The following is a 17,116-nucleotide window of genomic DNA, read 5'->3' on the forward strand; positions in this document are numbered from 1 at the left end:
AACAAAAAAGGAGAGCCGCAACATGCTCTCCTATGGTCAATGTCTCATCAAATCATGCGGGCCGTGAATTTCTCAATCATTTTCTCAGGCTTATAAGATTCCTTGGCCTTCCGCAGACCCTCATGCCCCATATCTTCCTCCCGGTTGATATAGGTCATGTGGCTCCAGGCGTGAGCCACGAAACCCTGATTGATGGCAGGATAGGCGCCGCGAATATCCGGGTCGGCCTTTTCCACATGGATGACCGCCGTATCCTTGTTCAGCTGCTCGCCGAAGGTAAAGGCGATAATCCTGCCGTCCAGGCGGATGGCACCGCCCTTCAGGTCAAAGTAACGGAAATCGTTCAAGATTTCCATGATAGCCTTGCGTTCCCAGCCGATAAAAGGGTCATCCGGCGCATCAGCCAGACGCAGCTTATACCAGTTATTCAACTCTATCTTGCAAAGGGTGATGATATCATCATCAATGGGCAGACATTCCGCCTGGGGATAGAGTTTCCTGAAAGCGTTCAGGTGATTCTTCTTGGAATGGAGCTTCCTGCCCGAGAGGTTGATCAGCTTCTCTGCCAGATACACATAATCAAAGTTGTCTCTGTCTGACTTGATGTCAAATTTGGCACCAGGATAGAACTCCAGTTCCCTGACGAAGAACTTTTCGATGCCGCTGAAAACCAAAGGCTTCCCCTGCTCCTTGAAATACTCTGCGAGCCTGCCAATAGCCTCCTGCATCTTGTCCTCTGCCCCCAAGGGCTGGAGGGCCATGAGTTCGTCCTGCCAGGTGCTGATCATGTAGAGCACATCATTTTCTTCACAAATCTTTATCTGATAGGGTTCCCTCCACATAAAGAGGTTAGTAAAGTTCAAATGTGAATTCTCGTAATACTGGCTATGGCAGTAGCGGTCCAAAAGAGGCTTATCCTCTTTTACAAGGTCACGAAATACTATAGCAATCACCCTCCTGCCTTTTCCATTCTGCTTCTACCCGCTGAACGATGGTTTCCACATCGGCCCCGCCGGAGGCCAGAGCCGCCGCCCTCACTACCCCCTCTACCAGAGGAGCGTTCACCAGATGCAGCTTGTCATCCTTCATTTCCTCCAGTACCAGTTCGCTGGTGAGCATAGCGCTGCCCATATCGCCAAAAATCACTGCACCATCACGGCCGCAGACTTCTTCCACTGCATTTATGATGCGCTCGTAGCTGACGCCGCTGAGGCCTTCTTCCAGTCCGCCAGCGCAGGCAATCTTCACTTCACGGGCCATCATCTCTGCCAGTTCTCTAACGCCCTCAGCCAAAGTCTGGCTATGGGAGACTATCACAATTCCAACCAAACTGATTTCTCTCCTTTATCAAAGTTGTCACACAAATCAATTCTATTACACTTGTATATCTACTATTTGACATGCCCTGCGGCTTTTCCTGCCTGTTTATTGATAACTTATCCGTAAAACTGTCCCTGTATTATAACACAAACGGCATAGCTATGGCTATAAAAAATAGATAGCTCGGAAAAGCTTCAAAAGAAAAAGGCAGCTGGCAAATGACACAACAGGCAGGATAAACAGGCATAAAAGTTGAATAACTACCCCAAACCTAGTAAGAATCGAGGTCATAAACATGGGACATAGTCTTATCATCAAACTTTGGCAGGCCTTTGTCATCCTCATTGCCTTTGGAGCAGGCTACTGGCAACAGATGCAGCAGTCACCTCTGGTGATGGTGATAGCCACTACCCTCTCTGTACTGCTGGCAGGGCTTCCCCTGCCCCTGATTGCCTCCCGCCCTCTGGTCATGTACCGCATTGGCTGCCGGGCTGAGGAACTGGGCATCAAGGTGCATAAGAAAGGAAGCCTTTCGGAGCTGGCTTCTGCCTCTACGCTGGTACTCACCCACAGCCGCTTCCTCACCAGCGGCGCGGCCTTCATCACGGAGCTCATTCCCCAGGGCGTTTCCCAGGGAACACTGCTGTCCATGGCTGCCAGTGTGGAATCAGGCTCCACTCACCCCATTGCCCAACTCATCTGCCAGACTGCTTCCGACCGCCGTCTGCGGCTCCAGCCGGTGACGAATTTCAACGAGCTTCCCGGGCAGGGGGCGGAGGCCATCATCAGCCGCATTCCCGTACGGGTGGGCAATGCTGCCTGGCTGAAAAGCGAGGAAGCTGATATCAGCGCAGAATTTCTCACCAGGGCAGACCAGCTTTCCCTCAAGGGCATGATTCCCGTCTTTGTCTGCTCAGGCAAATACTCCCGGGGACTTATCGCCGTTCAGAGGGAAATCAGCTTCGACACCATCGCAGCCCTGCACAGGCTGCAAAAGCTGGGACTGAAGCTCATGTTGCTGACAGGGCTGAACAAGCGCAATGCCAGCTATATCAAGAAGCAGACCAACATTGACGACATACGCTTCGAGATTTTCCCGGAGCAAAAAACACGGGAACTGCACCTTATGCGCACCAGAAAAGACGTCATCGCCGTGCTGGGGGACTGTGAACTGGACAAAGAACTTATGGAAGCAGCAGATGTGCGCATTGCCTGGCTGCCCCCTGCCCAGGATAAAAAAAGCGAAACTCCCCCTGCCGAAGGCAAAGCAGAGGAAGAAACTCCCGGCCCCGACCCGGACTTCCCCGATGAGCCTCCCCAGCCGGAGGTGAAGGACAGCGCTGCTGCACAGTCACCAGTCAAGCCCCATATCAGCATTCCCCAAGGCAATTTCCTGGCACTGGCCAGGCTGCGCAACAGGGCGGCGTTGGGCATGAAACTGGTGAAGCAGCAACGGAGGATTGCCATGGTGCTCTGCCTGGCACTTATGCTTCCTACTACCAACACCCTGACGCCTTTCGGAGTTCCCTTCGTTGACCCTGTAGTTTCAATACTTGGCAATCTATTGATTGCCGTGTTCATTCTCCTTATTTCCTTCAGGGCGTGACTTATTCATATATATCTATGAGGAGGGTTGTTTATGGAAGCCTTGCTGCTATCCAGATGGCAGTTTGCCATCACCACGGTTTACCATTTTCTCTTCGTCCCCATTACCCTGGGGCTTTCCATCTTCACGGCTCTGCTGGAGACCTGCTATGTGCGGACTCAGCACCCGGAGTGGAAGCCCGTATGCAAGAAGCTCACGAAATTCTTCGGCACTATTTTCCTCATCAATTTTGCCATGGGCGTAGTCACAGGCATCGTGCAGGAGTTCCACTTCGGCATGAACTGGTCAGAGTATTCCCGCTTCATGGGGGATATCTTCGGCGCACCTCTGGCCCTGGAAGCCCTCACCGCCTTCTTCCTGGAGTCCACCTTCCTGGGCATCTGGATGTTCGGCTGGGATAAGCTGTCAGAGAAAGCCCACTGTGCCTGCATCTGGCTGGTGGCCATCGGCAGCAACCTGTCCGCCTTCTGGATCCTGGTGGCCAACTCCTTCATGCAGCACCCTGTGGGCTATGCCGTGAACAACGGCCGGGCTGAGATGACAGATTTCTTCGCCCTGGTGACCAATCCCTATGTGGTTGGCGAGTACACCCACGCCCTTTGCGCTGGTCTTGCCACCGGCGGCTTCGTGGTGCTGGCGGTATCCGCCTGGAAGATTGCCCATGACTATGATTCCAAAGAAGCCTTCAAGCAGACCCTGAAAGCCGGGGCTGTCTACATGCTGGTTGGCACCCTTGGCGTCATGGGCACTGGCCATCTCCATGCCCAGTACCTGCGGGAAGCCAACCCCATGAAGCTCTCCTCCATGGAAGCACTCTGGGAGACGGAAAATCCCGCCCCCTTCGCCATCATGGCGGATATCAACCAGGAACAGGGCAAGAATGACTTTGAGATTGCAGTCCCCGCCCTCTTCTCCTTCATGCTCTACAATGCGCCTGAGGGCGAAGTCAAAGGCATCAACGATTTGCAGAAAGAAGCTGTAGCCAAGTACGGGGCCGGCGACTACCGTCCCGATGTGACAGGTCTCTTCTGGAGCTTCCGCATCATGGTGGGTGTGGGCGGCCTCATGGCTTTCATCGCCGGTGCCATGGGCTTTTTGGCCTGGACTGGCAGGCTGGATAGATTCAGCTGCGTGCTGAAGCTGCTGCCCTGGCTGCTTCCCCTGCCCTTCATAGCCAATTCCGTGGGCTGGTTCATCGCCGAGGGAGGGCGCCAGCCCTGGATAGTGGTAGGCCTGCAGAAAACTGCCGATGCCGTTTCTCCCAATATCACGGGAGGCGAGGTGTGGCTTACCATGATTGGCTTCACTGTAATCTATCTCCTGCTGGCCATGGCCGCCCTCTATGCGGCCTTCCGCTTCATCAACCGCACCAAGGTCCTGCAGACAGAAGGGAGGAATGGATGATGGAACTGAACGTCTTATGGTTCGTGCTGATTACCGTGCTCTTCACGGGCTTCTTCTTCCTGGAGGGCTTTGACTACGGCGTGGGCGGCCTTGCCCCTTTCATGGGGCGCACCGATGAGGAACGGGGCATGATTATCCGCACCATCGGCCCCGTCTGGGACGGCAATGAAGTGTGGATGATCACAGCCGGCGGCGCCCTCTTTGCCGCTTTTCCCCACGTTTATTCCACCATGTTCTCCACCTTCTACCTGGCCCTGTTCCTGATGCTGGTGGCCCTGATTCTCCGTGGGGTAGCCTTCGAGCTGCGGGGCAAGGCTGACTGCCTCTGCTGGCGCAGGTTCTGGGAAGGCTGCATCGCCTTCGGCAGCATCGTGCCCGCCTTCCTCTGGGGTGTGGCGGTCACCAATCTCATCGCAGGACTGCCCATCAACAATGAAATGCATTACCTGGGCAGTTTCTACGATCTGCTTTCCGCCTATACCATCGTGGGAGGTTTCACCTTCCTGACAGTATTCCTCTTCCACGGGGCCGCCTTCCTCACCCAGCGGCTGGGTGACTACGGGCTGGTGCTAAGGGCCAGGGATTTTGCCTTGAAAACCGGGGCTGCAGCCATCTTCTTCTTTGTGCTGTGCTTCGTGCTCACGGCTACCAAGACTGACCTTTTCCACAGCTTCCCCGCCGCCCTGCTGCTGGTGCTGACAGGAGTGCTCTTCATTGCCGGCTACATCTCCATGGGACAGGGTAAGTTCAGGGGCAGCTTCATCTGCTCCTCCCTGGCCATCGTAGCTGTCTCCTGCTCCTTCTTCACGGGACTTTTCCCCAGGCTGATGGTATCTTCCATCAACCCGGCTTTCAGCCTCACCATTGAGAACGCCTCTTCCACTCCCTACACCCTGTCCATCATGACCGTGGCAGCCCTGGTGCTGGTGCCCATCGTGCTGATCTATCAGGGCTGGTGCTACTGGGTGTTCAGGCACAGGGTTACGGGCAAGGATTTAGGAAACCACTGAACCATGAAAAACAATCTGCTCTACCAGACCTGCCATAAACACAAAAACATAACCTTCCGCCTTTTCGCTCTTGAAGCTGTGGGCAGTCTGCTGCTGCTTGGAGCCTCAGGAACACTGGCACATTTGATGGAATCTGCCAGACAGCTTTCCCTGGGAGCTGGCAATATGGAAGCAGCACCGGCTTTGCTGGTGCTGCTTTTTGTGCTGTGCCTGCGAAGCCCTGCACGATGGCAGCAAAGGAAATATCTGAATGCGTTAAGCCACCATTGCCGCATGGACTGCCGCCAGAAACTACACGAAAGTCTCTTTTCCCCCGCTGAGAATATACAGGAGATTTCAGCCGCTGCCTTGGAAACCACGGAAGCCCTGGGCAGGTATTTCTCCGCTGTGCTGCCCAACATCTTGAGCATCTTGATTCTCATGCCCATCATGCTGGCTTCTGCCCTGGCCCTTGATTATGTAACAGCAGGACTGTTCCTCCTGACCCTGCCCATCGCCCCTTTCCTGCTCTACCTGATTGGCACAGTCACCAGGGAGCGGACTGCCAGGCAATGGCAGGAACTGCTGCGGCTGACCAGTGAATTCCGCGAACTATTGGCAGGCATGATTTCCATCAAGCTCTTCCGGCAGGGTGAAGGACAAAAGTCGCGGCTGGCAGAATTGAGCCGTGATTTTTCTGCCGCTTCCCTGCAGGTACTGCAGACCGCCTTTATCTCCAGCTTTGCCCTGGAGCTCATCACCACCCTTTCCATCGCCATTGTGGCCGTCAGCATCGGCTTCCGCCTGCTGAGAGGCGGCCTGGAGTTCGAGCCGGCCTTCTTCCTGCTGCTTATCACGCCCTTATATTATCAGCCCCTGAGGCAGGCTGGCGCCTCCTTCCATGCGGCTATGGAAGCCCGGACTGCCGAAAAGAAGCTGGAAAAGTATCTGGCAGAACCTCCCGAACTTGCAGGTCACAAGGGACAGCTGCAGATTCCCCCCGCCCTGCGCATAAGCCATCTCTCCCTTGGCTATGAGGGACGTCAGCAGCCTGTATTCAAGGGACTAAGTCTTGCTATCCCCGCAGGCTGCAAAGCTCTCCTCACCGGTCCCAGCGGCTGCGGCAAGAGCACCCTGCTAAAGGCCATAGCAGGACTGAGCCTGCCCCTCACTGGAGAAATCCTGCTGAATGACAGCGATGTGCTGAAGCTGGCTCCCGTCAGCCGTCAGAAAATCATCAGCTATCTGCCCCAGGAGCCAAAGATTTTCTCTGGCACTTTGGCAGAAAATCTGGCCTTATTTCAGGACGTTCCCAAGGAAAGAATGGTGCAGGCCCTGCGTCTGGCCTCCCTGGAAAACTGGCATAAGTCTTTGCCTGAGGGGCTTGCTACCAGGCTGGGCGCAGAAGGCATCAGCCTGTCACAGGGGGAACGCAAGCGGCTGGGACTGGCCCGTCTTATCCTGCAAAACCGCCCCCTGGTGCTCCTGGACGAGCCTACCAACGGACTGGACAGCCAGACAGAAGCAGCCGTAATACGTGCTCTTGAAGCCTTCAGCCACCGACGCACTCTGCTGATAGTTTCCCACCGCCCTGCCCTGAGGGATTGGGCTGACCAAGTATTCACATGGGAGGAGCTATTGCCATGACAGAAACCTTGAAACTCTTGCTCTCCCATACGGAAAAGAAGGCCCTGCTCCCTCCCCTGCTGGCAGGGCTGATGGCCAGCCTTACAGCGCTGGGCCTTATGGGTGCCGGAGCCTGGCTCATCGCCAAGGCTGCTCTCCAGCCGCCCCTCTATACCCTTGCCCTGGGCGTTACCTGTGTCAGAGCCTGCGGCATCTTCAGGGCAGTGTTCCGCTATCTGGAAAGGTACTCAGGCCATAAGCTGGCCTTCAACGCCTATTGTGAGCTGCAGGAATCGGTTTATGCCCTTGCCTTGTCAATACTTCCCTTGAAATCAGGCGCCCTGTCCCAAGGGCTGTGGCTGGAACGGCTTATCAAGGACTGCAGCCAGCTGCGGGATGCCTATGTGCGCGCCCTGCTTCCCCTGGCATTGAACCTTGTCATAACCATTGCCTTCTGTTGGATATTGTATGACTGTCACCCCTTGCTGTCCCTGACCCTGCTCCTAACCTTCGCAGTCATGGCAGCCCTTGGCTGGCTTCTGACCAGGGAACCAAGGTCATCCCCTGCCAAGTCAGCCTACAGGCAGGAACTGCTGGAAATGGCAGAAGGCAGGGAAGAACTGCTGGCAGCAGGTTCTGCTCCGCCTTCCTTGATTCGCTTGCAGAAGCGTGCTGAACGCTGGCAGCTGCAACAGGCAAAGGAGCAAGAGCGAAGCTGCTGGCTGGAGCTTCTCCTCTCCCTTGTCAAATACTCCGGCTTCACCCTGCTATTCTACCAGCTCCGCCTGCTGGTCCCCGCCAGAATAAATTACATCGAACTGGCGGTCTGGCTGCTGCTCCTGCTGACCCTCTGCCAGGATTACAACGGGTTGCTGCCCGCACTTGAACAAATGAAAGAAGCCAGGGCAGCAGGCAAGTCTCTTGCAGTCGCTGCTTCAACTTCCGCCTCAAATGCAGCCTGCAAAGGCGATTTATTGCAGGTTGATAACCTGACCTTTGGTTACAATGACAAGCCCCTTTTCCATAACCTCTCCTTCACCATCGCCCCCCATCAGCACACAGCCATCATGGGCGAAAGCGGCAGGGGTAAGACCACCCTGGCTTATCTGCTGGCAGGACTTTACCAGCCAGAGGACGGGACTATCAAGCTTTCCGCCCCGCCCGCCGGGAATCTGCAAGGGTGCTTCATTTTCAGCGGTTCCATCAGGGAGAACTTCCTGCGGCTGCATCCGGGACTGCCCAAGGAAGAAATGATGGCCTGCCTGGAAACAGCACAACTTACAGACTGCCTGACCAGCCTCCCCCAGGGACTTGATACCCCCTTGGGCTTTGACGGCAGCAGCCTGTCAGGCGGGGAACGCAACCGCCTGCTCACCGCCCTGGCCCTTGCCGCCCCTTCTCCCCTGCTGCTCCTTGACGAACCCACCGCAGGACTGGACAAAAAAACAGCGTCCCGGCTGCTTGAGGCACTCTTTGAAAAAGTGCAGGAACAGGGCAGGACGCTGGTAATTATTACACACGAATTGAGTATGTTGGATAGGTTTAGGCAGGTTATCGAACTTTAATTCACTTCCCCAATATCTCCTTGTCAAAATCCCGGCCCTGCACCATGCGGGGCCTTTTTTCATTGAAAGCAGGATTCACAATGCTCTTGGCAGGGTCATACTCTGCCGTGGCAATGTCCAGCAGATCCAATACAGTATGAATCATATCGTCTGTCATATAGGGACGGTTCACTGCTGCCTGGAGCTGTTCCCATTTATCACTGTGCTTGCTGCGGAACTCAGGTGAGCCCCAGAACACCATCGGCACCTCCAGCATTTCCTGGGTGGGGTTCTCCTCCACATGGCCGCTGCGGTAACCGTGGTCGTAAACTGCCTCCCCGTGGTCTGGCAGATAGATGATGAGAGCATCCTTATCCCGGAACTTGCCAATGAGGGAGCTGACCACAAAGTCATTGTAGAACAGGGCATTCTCATACTGGGCGATTTCCGTGCGCTTTTCTTCAGAAAGCCCATCCTGGGGCGGAGGTACATCTTCCGCCCTGAATTTTGTGAAGAGATAGGGGAAGCGCAGATAGTAGAGGCTGTGGCCCCCCATCAGATGCAGCACCATGAACTGCTTCTGCCCGGGCTGAGCCTCTGCCAGAGCTTCATCCACCAAAGGGAAAAGCTCCTCATCCAGCCTGCCGCTTTCTTCGTGAGACTCTCTTATCTGGGTATAGCGGCTCAAATCACTGCGCTGGCTGTAGAACTGGCTGACATTTCCCCAGATGCCAGAGCTTTCCTGATTGGAAAGCCAGGAGGTCTTATACCCTGCTGCCTTCATGATATCTATGAGATTGTTGTATTTGTACCAGGTATCAGTGTTCTCCGCATCTGCAAAGGTGAAGAGTTCCCTGAGCACCGCCGCTGTAGCCCCCTGAGGGGCAATGACCTCGCGAAAGACTGCCAGTTCCCCCTTGCCATAGAGGTCATCGAGATTAGGCGTATTCTCCAGTGGATAACCGTAAAGATGCAGGCGGCGGCGATTAGTGGACTCTCCCACAATGAAAACCACATAGGGTACAGAACTGTTATTGCGGGTAAGCTCAGGTTCTGTGGCGGCCTGAGTGATGATTTCTTCATAGGAACGAATATTGTTCATGGCCGTGTCAAGGGAAAGTCCCACTCTCACCACGGGAATATCCAGGTCATTGTTGACGATGAAATTGTGGTACTGCTGTAAAAGCACGCCTCCCGCCCCGGCTCCCGCCACCAGCAGAGCCAGCAACAAACGACTGCGCCAGTGACCCGAGGGATATTTCCAGCGCAATGCCTGCATATAATGCCAAATGCCCACACAGAGGACAAAGAAGCCAAAGGCCAGGACAATACCGAAAATCCCCACATAGCGGGCAAAGAACTCCCCTGCCTCCTGAGGATTGGTCTGCATAACCGCCGTGATGATGCCCGCCCCAATCTGAGCGCGGTAATTCCATAGAGCAAAGCACTCCAGCCCTCCCAAGAGCGCCGCGACAAAAAAGGACAGGCCGGCCAGCGCGCGCCTGACAGGTCTTGCAGGTACCAGCCCCAGCAGCCCCACATACAGAGCTGCCCCCGCCAGCACGAAGACGCCATCCACCAGCAGCACTCCCAGCTGCTGGTCTTTGTAATGCTGCAGGTTCAGATAGCAGATGGTGAACCAATTCAACAGGAACAAGGCCATGATAAGCCCCAGATTTTTTTCTGCGAAACGCTTGCCCCTGGCCCAAAGGCGTAAGAGCTGCGCTTTGATTTTCCTCAGTCTTTCGGAGAGCATTTCTCCACCTCCATGGCATCTATGATACCACATACGATTCCCAACATAAAATCCCTTAAAATTCTGCCTAATTTACCATTTTTCTTTGTCTGGTGAAGGATTTTCTCCCATCTGAAACGAATTATTCCACATTACCACGGAATCGTTTTTCATTTTTAATACTAGGAGGATGGCTATGTTTAACTTCAAATCCGTCCGGGACAGGCTGACTGTGCTGTTCGTGCTGCTGAGTGCAGCATCGACCCTGACCGTCGGCGCTTTCTTCATTGTGTCCCAGATACGCAGCAACAATGAGCAGGTGGAAACCTACAGGGTCGAGCTTGCCCAGCAGTATGACCGGGAACTGAAGATGCAGACTGAAGGCATCATCTCCGCCATCGAAGGCATCTACAAGGAACAGCAGGCCGGCCGCATACAAGAGGCCGAGGCCAAGAAGCTGGCCATGGAAGCCATCCGCAACACCCGTTTCGATGAGGGCAAGGGCTACTTCTCAGTAGATGAGCGCCGCACAGGCATCTGCGTGGTGCACCCCATCCAGGGGGCCAAGGTAGAGGGCAAGGACCGCTCCCAGAACAAGGACAGCCAGGGTGTCATGTACATGCAGGACATGTTCAAGGCTGCTGACGCCGGCGGCGGCTTCGTAAACTACTCCTTCCCCAAGCCCGGCGAGAGCACTGACTCCCCCAAGCGCACCTATGTAGGCTATTTCAAGCCCTATGACTGGGTCATCGACACCGGCTCCTACATCGACTACATCGATGCCAGGGCCAACGCATACGCCGATGAGATGCAGAGCAAGCTGAACAGCCAGATTATCATTTCCATTGTCCTGCTGGCCATCATTGAAGTGCTGGTGGTGGTCATCAGCATGCGTCTGGCCCAGGCCTTTGCTGACCCCATCGTCTTCGTCACCCGCCGTCTGGGGCAGTTTGCCGAAGGCGACTACCGCAAGGAACCCATCCGTGAAGACTGGGTGAGCCGCAATGACGAAATCGGCGGCATGATGCATTCCATAGGCAATCTTGCTGGCAGCATGCGCGGTCTTCTCAACACCATCACCAGTTCTGCCGAGCAGGTAGCCTCCGATGCTGCTGACCTGACAGAGCGCACCGAGCAGTCTTCCCAGGCCAGCCACAGCGTAGCCGTATCCATCACCGATGTGGCCGGAGCCGCTAACAACCAGCTGAACGCCGTCAATGACGCCACCCAGTCCATCGACCGGCTGGCAGAGACCATGAACCGGGTCTCCAGCAGCGCCGAAGACACCGCCGCCAATACCCGCCGGGCTGCCCAGGCCGCCCAGAACGGCCAGCAGGTGGTCTCCCGCACCGTCAGCGACATGGAACATCTTAGCCAGGCCGTGGAGAGTTCCGCCGCCCGCATCCGGGAGCTGGGGGCTCGCTCCGACACCATCGGCCAGATTACGGATACCATCTCCAGCATCGCCGAGCAGACGAACCTCCTGGCTCTCAACGCCGCCATCGAGGCAGCCAGGGCTGGCGAGCAGGGCCGAGGTTTCGCCGTAGTAGCTGAGGAAATCAGGAAACTGGCTGCCCAGTCCGAAGAAGCAGCTTCCCAGATTGCCCAGCTCATCGGGCAGATCCAGGAAGACACCAAGCACGCTGTGTCCAGCATGAACGACGGCACCCAGCAGCTGGTCACCACCAAAGAAAGCGTCAGCCAGACCGGCTCCGAATTCCAGGATATTGCCCAGCTCATCGAGAGCATTTCCAAGCAGTCTGACCGCATTGCCCAGGCTTCCCGCTCCGCTACGGAAGATGCCACGGGCTGCCAGCAGTCCATCCAGGAGATCGACAATATGAGCAAGAACGTGGTGGCAGAATCCGAGAACGTCTCCGCCGCCACAGAAGAACAGTCAGCCTCCATGCAGGATATGGCTCACTCCTGCCGGGAGCTGGCCAATATGTCTGAGAAACTCCGCCAGGCCGTCACCAAGTTCAAGGTCTGAAACCGAATCGCTCCCCCATCGGCTGGCGGCCTTGTCTGCCAGCCGATTTTAAATCAAGAAAACAGGAAGGGATATTATGATAGATGAACACGAATGGCGCAGCGTATTGCAAGTGGCCAAAGACGGGACTTTCTCCCTGGCCGCCAAACACCTCTTCATCTCCCAGCCCTCCCTTTCCCAATGCATCAAGAAAATCGAGGGAGAGCTGGGCATGCAGATCTTTGACCGCAGCAAGAGCCCTTTGCAGCTGACAGAGGCGGGACGCATCTATATAGAAGCCGCCCACCAAATGAAAGACCTGCGCAAGAATCTCCTGAGCCGGGTGGACGACCTCTCGGAGCTCCGCTCCGGGCAGGTGCGCATAGGCAGTTCCCGCACCCGCTCTGTATGTGTTCTGGCAGATGCCATGGTAGCCTTCCACCAGCGCTATCCCAATATCCAACTGTCCGTAGTCGAAGGCTCAACTTCCAGGCTCCAGGAGCATATCCTCCAGGGGCACGTGGACTTTTCCCTGCTCTACACTCCTCTGCCGGATACTTTCCGCACCATTCCCCTCATGGAGGAGCGCGTGTTCGTAGCAGTGCCGCGGCACCACCCCATGGTAAGCCAGTACAACGGGGTACAGCCCCTGCCCTATCCGGTCATTTCCTTCAAGGCTTTCCAGGACGAGCCTTTCATCATCCTGAAACCCAGCCGGTGCATGAGGACCATTTATGACCATCTCTGCAAGACCACCGGCGTGAAGCCCCGTGAGGTCTTCGAGGGAGACAGCGTCCTGAGCGCCGCAGAGCTTTGCTCCCGTGGCATGGGAGCCACCCTCATCACGGATATGCTCATCAGGCTTGGTGCCCGCAAGGAGACTCCTTTCTTCTTCGCACTGAAGGAAAATATAGAGGCCAGGCAACTGGTAGCAGCCTACGGAGCAAACCAGCACCTGTCCAAAGCTGCCCAGGTATTCCTGCAGTTCATACGCTAACCCGCCTTCCTCTCAGAGGAAGGCTTTTTAATTTCCAATAGCCCCTTCCCAAACCTATTGAAAAATCAAATACCTCATATAAGAAAGATGTATTTTACCATAGACAATAATGAATGCTACAATAAAGCCGATTTATTTTGTATTGTTATTTTGAGTTGCATGATTTTTTCGCAACAGGAGGGCTTGTACTATGTCAACTACCATCTCACGCCGCACATTCATAAAAGGTGCGGCAGCTGCGGGCGTAGCTTTGGCTGCAGGGTCATACTTCACCTGGAATGGGCAGAACATTCCCAAATCTGTGCAAAAAGGTGATATCACCTACGACGTGCTGATCATCGGCAGCGGCGGCGCAGGCATGCGCGCAGCTCTGGCAGCAGCCGAGAACAAGAACCTGAAAGTGGCCGTCATGACCAAGCTGGTCCCCACCCGCTCCGCATCCACCATGGCCCAGGGCGGCATGAACGGCGTCACCGGCGTCACCGACCCTGAGGACAGTGTTGAATCCCACATGTTCGACACCATCAAGGGCGGCGACTACCTCTGCGACCAGGATGCAGTGGAATACTTCGCCCAGCGGGCCGGCGAGAACATATATGAGATGGATTTCATGGGCTATCCCTACAACCGCCAGAAGGACGGCGCCTTCCATCAGCGCAAGATGGGCGGTTCCTCCCACCCCAGGGCTGCTTACTTCGAGGACCGCGCAGGCCATGCCATGGTGCATGCCCTCTTTGAGCAGTGCCTGAAGAACAATATCGACTTCATTTCCGAGTGCCAGATGCTGGAAATCAGCATGGACGGCGACAAACTCAACGGCGTCATCGCCATGGATATGCGCAGCGGCAACCTCCTGGGCGTGGCTGCCAAGACCGTCATCATAGCTACCGGCGGCTATGGGCGGGTCTACTGGATCCGCACCTCCAATCCCTACAGTTCCACCGGCGACGGCATCGTGGCCGGCATGAACATCGGCATCCCCTTCAAGGATCCCGAAATGGTGCAGTTCCACCCCACTGGCCTTTCCGCCAACGGCGTGCTGCTCTCCGAGTCCAGCCGCGCTGAGGGTGCTCTCCTCATCAACAAGGACGGCGAGCGCTTCATGGGCAAGTACGCCCCTGAGAAGAAAGAGCTGGCCACCCGCGATATCGTGGCCCGTGCCATTGCCACGGAAATGCTGGAGGGCCGCGGCATCGGCGAAGGCATCCATGCAGGCGTCTACATGGACTTCCGCCACATTCCTCCCGAGCGCATCGACGAGCGCCTGGGCCAGGTCTTGGATCTCTCCAAGCGCTTTGCCGGCGTGGACATCAAGAAGGAAATGGTGCCCATCGCTCCCACCTGCCACTACTCAATGGGCGGCCTGGAGATGGCCGACTTCCACACCGGCGCCTCCCGTGTGCCCGGCGTCTTCGTAGCAGGCGAGTGCAGCTGCGTTTCCATCCATGGCGCCAACCGCCTGGGTGCCAACTCCCTCTCCGAGGTGCTGGTCTTCGGCCATACCGCAGGCGACGGCGCCGCAGCCTATGCCAAGGAGCACAAGTACGAAGGCAATCAGGAGAAGATGGCCCAGGATTGCGCCAAGTGGCAGGACAAGTTCACTGAAGTCACCACCCGTGACCGCTCCGCAGGCAAGACTGTGCCGGAGATCCGTGATGCCATGGTCAACACCATGTGGTACAAGGTGGGCGTCTTCCGGGAAGAGAACCAGCTGCTGGAAGCAGCCCAGGAACTCACCGCCCTGGAGAAAGAATATGAGCATTGCTATGTGGGAGACACCTCCCATGTGTACAATACCGCCTTCGAGCAGTACATCGAGCTGGGCAACCTCCTGCAGGTGTCCCACAGCATCGTGCAGGGAGCCATTGCCCGCAAGGAGAGCCGCGGCGGCCATTCCCGCCGGGATTATCCGAAGCGCGATGATGTGAATTTCCTCAAGCACACACTGATTTTCAAGAAGGATGGCGGCTACCACACCGAGTACAAGGACGTTGTCATCACGAAGTATCAGCCGAAGGAAAGGAAGTACTAAAATGGACGTAACGCTGAATATACATCGCTCCGTAGAGGGCAAGCAGTGGGTACAGAAGTACAAGCTGCCCGTGACTGTGGGCATGACTGTCCTGGAAGCCCTGACTGTGGTCAAAGAGACCCAGGACCCCACCCTCTCCTTCACCTGCTCCTGCCGCTCCAGCATCTGCGGCGCCTGCGCCGTGAAGGTCAATGGCAATGCCGAGCTGGCCTGCGAGATTCTCGTGGAGAACCTGCTGAAGCGCTATGACACCGACACTCTCACCATCGAGCCTCTGGGCAACTTCCGGGTGCTCCGCGACCTGATCGTGGACTGGGATCCCAAGTATGCCCGCCTCAAGAAGATCAAGCCCGCCCTGGAGCCGAAACCCGAATTCACCAAGGAGACCGGCTGCAAGCAGAGCCCTGAGGAGTTCAACAAATTCAAGAAATACGCAGGCTGCATCCTCTGCGGCTCCTGCGTTTCCGAGTGCAACAAGAACACCCTGAACCAGGACGACTTCTTGGATCCCTTCGTGTTCGTCAAGGCAGAGCGCCTGGTAGCAGACAGCCGCAACCGCGACCCCAAGCAGCATCTCCAGGCCGTGCAGGATGCCGGTCTCTGGCGCTGCTTCAACTGCCAGGAATGCACTGCCAAGTGCCCCAAGGGCCTGGACCCCGCCGGTGCCATCGAGAAGCTCAAGGAGGCTACCTTCAAGATGGGCCTCAGCCAGGATGTAGGCGGCAAGCACGCCAAGGCCATCTACGATGACATCTCCGATTCCGGCATGCTGGATGAAGCCAAGCTCAACATCAAGTCCGAGGGCTTCATCATGGCCGGCCTGCGCCTGCCCATGGCCCTGCGCCTCATGAACACGGGCAAGATGAATCCGCTGGAATCCCATCCCGTGAACCCCGATATCAAGACCATCCAAGCCGTTGTAAAGGCCGCGGAAAAGGAGGCAGAATAATATGAAGTACGCATTTTTCCCCGGCTGTGTCCTGAAAGGAGCGGCTGCCGAGGCCTATACTTCCATGAGCAAAGTCTGCGAGAAGCTGGGCATCGAACTGGTGGAAATCGAGAACTGGACCTGCTGCGGCGCCTCCCACGCCCAGGGTGTCAATGATCTGGCAGCCCTGGCAGTCAATGCCCGCAACATCTCCATCGCCGAGCATATGGGCCTGCCCATCATGACGGTCTGCAACACCTGCACCCTGCAGCTGCGCACCGCCAAGCATCGCCTGGACAAGGATGAGAAGCTCCGTGAGAAAGTCAACGGTATCCTGAAGGAGGGCGGCCATCCTTACGAGTACAAGGGCACTTCCGAAATCACCCACTTCCTCTGGGTGCTGGACAAGAACCCTGACCTCCTGAAGGGCAAGATCACCAAGCCCTTGAGCGACCTGCGGGTAGCTGGCTACTACGGTTGCCATATCCTCCGCCCCCAGGAAATCATGAACCACGAGGATGGCAAACATCCCAAATCCCTGGAACGCCTCATCGAGGCCCTGGGCGCCAAGAGCGTGGAATTCGATGCCAAGCGCAAGTGCTGCGGCTTCCACGCCCAGCTGGCAGCAGAGCACGACGTGCTCACGGTGACTGGCCAGATTGTGGACAGCGCCAACAAGGCAGAGGCCGATGCCATCGTCACCCCCTGCCCCCTCTGTCAGATGCAGCTTGATATGTACGAGCCGGAAGGCCGCGAGGCCGTCCACAGCCAGGCTGAAGTCCCCATCCTGCACATGCAGCAGCTGGTAGGCTTCGCCTTGGGCCTCAGCAAGGAAGATGTAGGCTTCAACCGCCACGTTTCCGCCCAGGCCAAGCTCAAGATCTAAGGTGCTTCTCTAACATTTGCTTGCCCCATATATACATATACACATATCAAAACGGCCCCCGGAGTGTAGATCCGGGGGCC

At 56.2% G+C, this 17,116-nt stretch carries 13 protein-coding genes; 10 read left to right on the plus strand and 3 right to left on the minus strand.

What is annotated here, in order from left to right:
* Window positions 1–47: 47 nt before the first annotated feature.
* Together BLW59_RS12080 and dhaM are read right to left on the minus strand one after the other, a co-directional pair.
* On the minus strand, window positions 48–953 hold the full coding sequence (locus BLW59_RS12080) for a phosphatidylglycerol lysyltransferase domain-containing protein (RefSeq protein WP_074698003.1): 906 nt from the start codon (window positions 951–953) through the stop codon (window positions 48–50).
* Window positions 931–1,329, minus strand: coding sequence for a dihydroxyacetone kinase phosphoryl donor subunit DhaM (gene dhaM / locus BLW59_RS12085; RefSeq protein ID WP_074698004.1), 399 nt, complete (start codon window positions 1,327–1,329; stop codon window positions 931–933). The genes BLW59_RS12080 and dhaM overlap by 23 nt, the downstream gene beginning before the upstream one ends.
* A 286-nt stretch (window positions 1,330–1,615) precedes the next feature.
* Between dhaM and BLW59_RS12090 the strand changes: the two genes are divergently transcribed.
* The 5 genes from BLW59_RS12090 to BLW59_RS12110 are packed head-to-tail and all read left to right on the plus strand — an operon-like array spanning window position 1,616 to window position 8,510.
* Complete coding sequence (locus BLW59_RS12090; RefSeq protein ID WP_074698005.1) at window positions 1,616–2,926, plus strand: HAD family hydrolase; 1,311 nt, start codon at window positions 1,616–1,618, stop codon at window positions 2,924–2,926.
* Between the two features lie 33 nt (window positions 2,927–2,959).
* Window positions 2,960–4,330, plus strand: a complete 1,371-nt coding sequence (locus BLW59_RS12095) for a cytochrome ubiquinol oxidase subunit I (protein WP_074698006.1) — start codon at window positions 2,960–2,962, stop codon at window positions 4,328–4,330.
* Entirely contained in the window at window positions 4,330–5,340 is a 1,011-nt protein-coding gene (gene cydB / locus BLW59_RS12100) for a cytochrome d ubiquinol oxidase subunit II (protein WP_029543002.1), read from the plus strand. Before BLW59_RS12095 ends, cydB begins: the two co-directional genes overlap by 1 nt.
* Before the next feature lie 3 nt (window positions 5,341–5,343).
* Complete coding sequence (gene cydD / locus BLW59_RS12105; protein ID WP_074698007.1) at window positions 5,344–6,966, plus strand: thiol reductant ABC exporter subunit CydD; 1,623 nt, start codon at window positions 5,344–5,346, stop codon at window positions 6,964–6,966.
* Window positions 6,963–8,510: an ATP-binding cassette domain-containing protein gene (locus BLW59_RS12110; protein WP_074698008.1), complete on the plus strand. Its 1,548-nt coding sequence runs from the start codon at window positions 6,963–6,965 to the stop codon at window positions 8,508–8,510. The genes cydD and BLW59_RS12110 overlap by 4 nt, the downstream gene beginning before the upstream one ends.
* Window position 8,511: 1 nt before the next feature.
* Here BLW59_RS12110 and BLW59_RS12115 read toward each other — a convergent pair whose 3' ends face one another.
* Window positions 8,512–10,245, minus strand: coding sequence for a phosphoethanolamine transferase (locus BLW59_RS12115; protein WP_074698009.1), 1,734 nt, complete (start codon window positions 10,243–10,245; stop codon window positions 8,512–8,514).
* Window positions 10,246–10,420: 175 nt separating this feature from the next.
* Between BLW59_RS12115 and BLW59_RS12120 the strand changes: the two genes are divergently transcribed.
* The 5 genes from BLW59_RS12120 (at window position 10,421) to BLW59_RS12140 (ending at window position 17,036) form a co-directional block, all read left to right on the plus strand.
* Entirely contained in the window at window positions 10,421–12,214 is a 1,794-nt protein-coding gene (locus tag BLW59_RS12120; protein WP_074698010.1) for a methyl-accepting chemotaxis protein, read from the plus strand.
* Between the two features lie 76 nt (window positions 12,215–12,290).
* The gene (locus BLW59_RS12125) at window positions 12,291–13,190 is read left to right on the plus strand and encodes a LysR family transcriptional regulator (RefSeq protein WP_074698011.1); all 900 of its coding nucleotides are present in this window, start codon (window positions 12,291–12,293) and stop codon (window positions 13,188–13,190) included.
* A 190-nt stretch (window positions 13,191–13,380) separates the two neighbouring features.
* A complete protein-coding gene (locus BLW59_RS12130; RefSeq protein ID WP_074698012.1) occupies window positions 13,381–15,222 on the plus strand; it encodes an FAD-dependent oxidoreductase in 1,842 nt (613 codons plus the stop codon).
* 1 nt (window position 15,223) lies between these two features.
* Window positions 15,224–16,171, plus strand: a complete 948-nt coding sequence (locus tag BLW59_RS12135; RefSeq protein ID WP_074698013.1) for a succinate dehydrogenase/fumarate reductase iron-sulfur subunit — start codon at window positions 15,224–15,226, stop codon at window positions 16,169–16,171.
* A 1-nt stretch (window position 16,172) separates the two neighbouring features.
* Entirely contained in the window at window positions 16,173–17,036 is an 864-nt protein-coding gene (locus tag BLW59_RS12140) for a CoB--CoM heterodisulfide reductase iron-sulfur subunit B family protein (RefSeq protein ID WP_074698014.1), read from the plus strand.
* Window positions 17,037–17,116: the final 80 nt, after the last annotated feature.

The organism is Selenomonas sp. KH1T6, from assembly GCF_900108415.1.
Lineage (GTDB): Bacteria > Bacillota > Negativicutes > Selenomonadales > Selenomonadaceae > Selenomonas_B > Selenomonas_B ruminantium_A.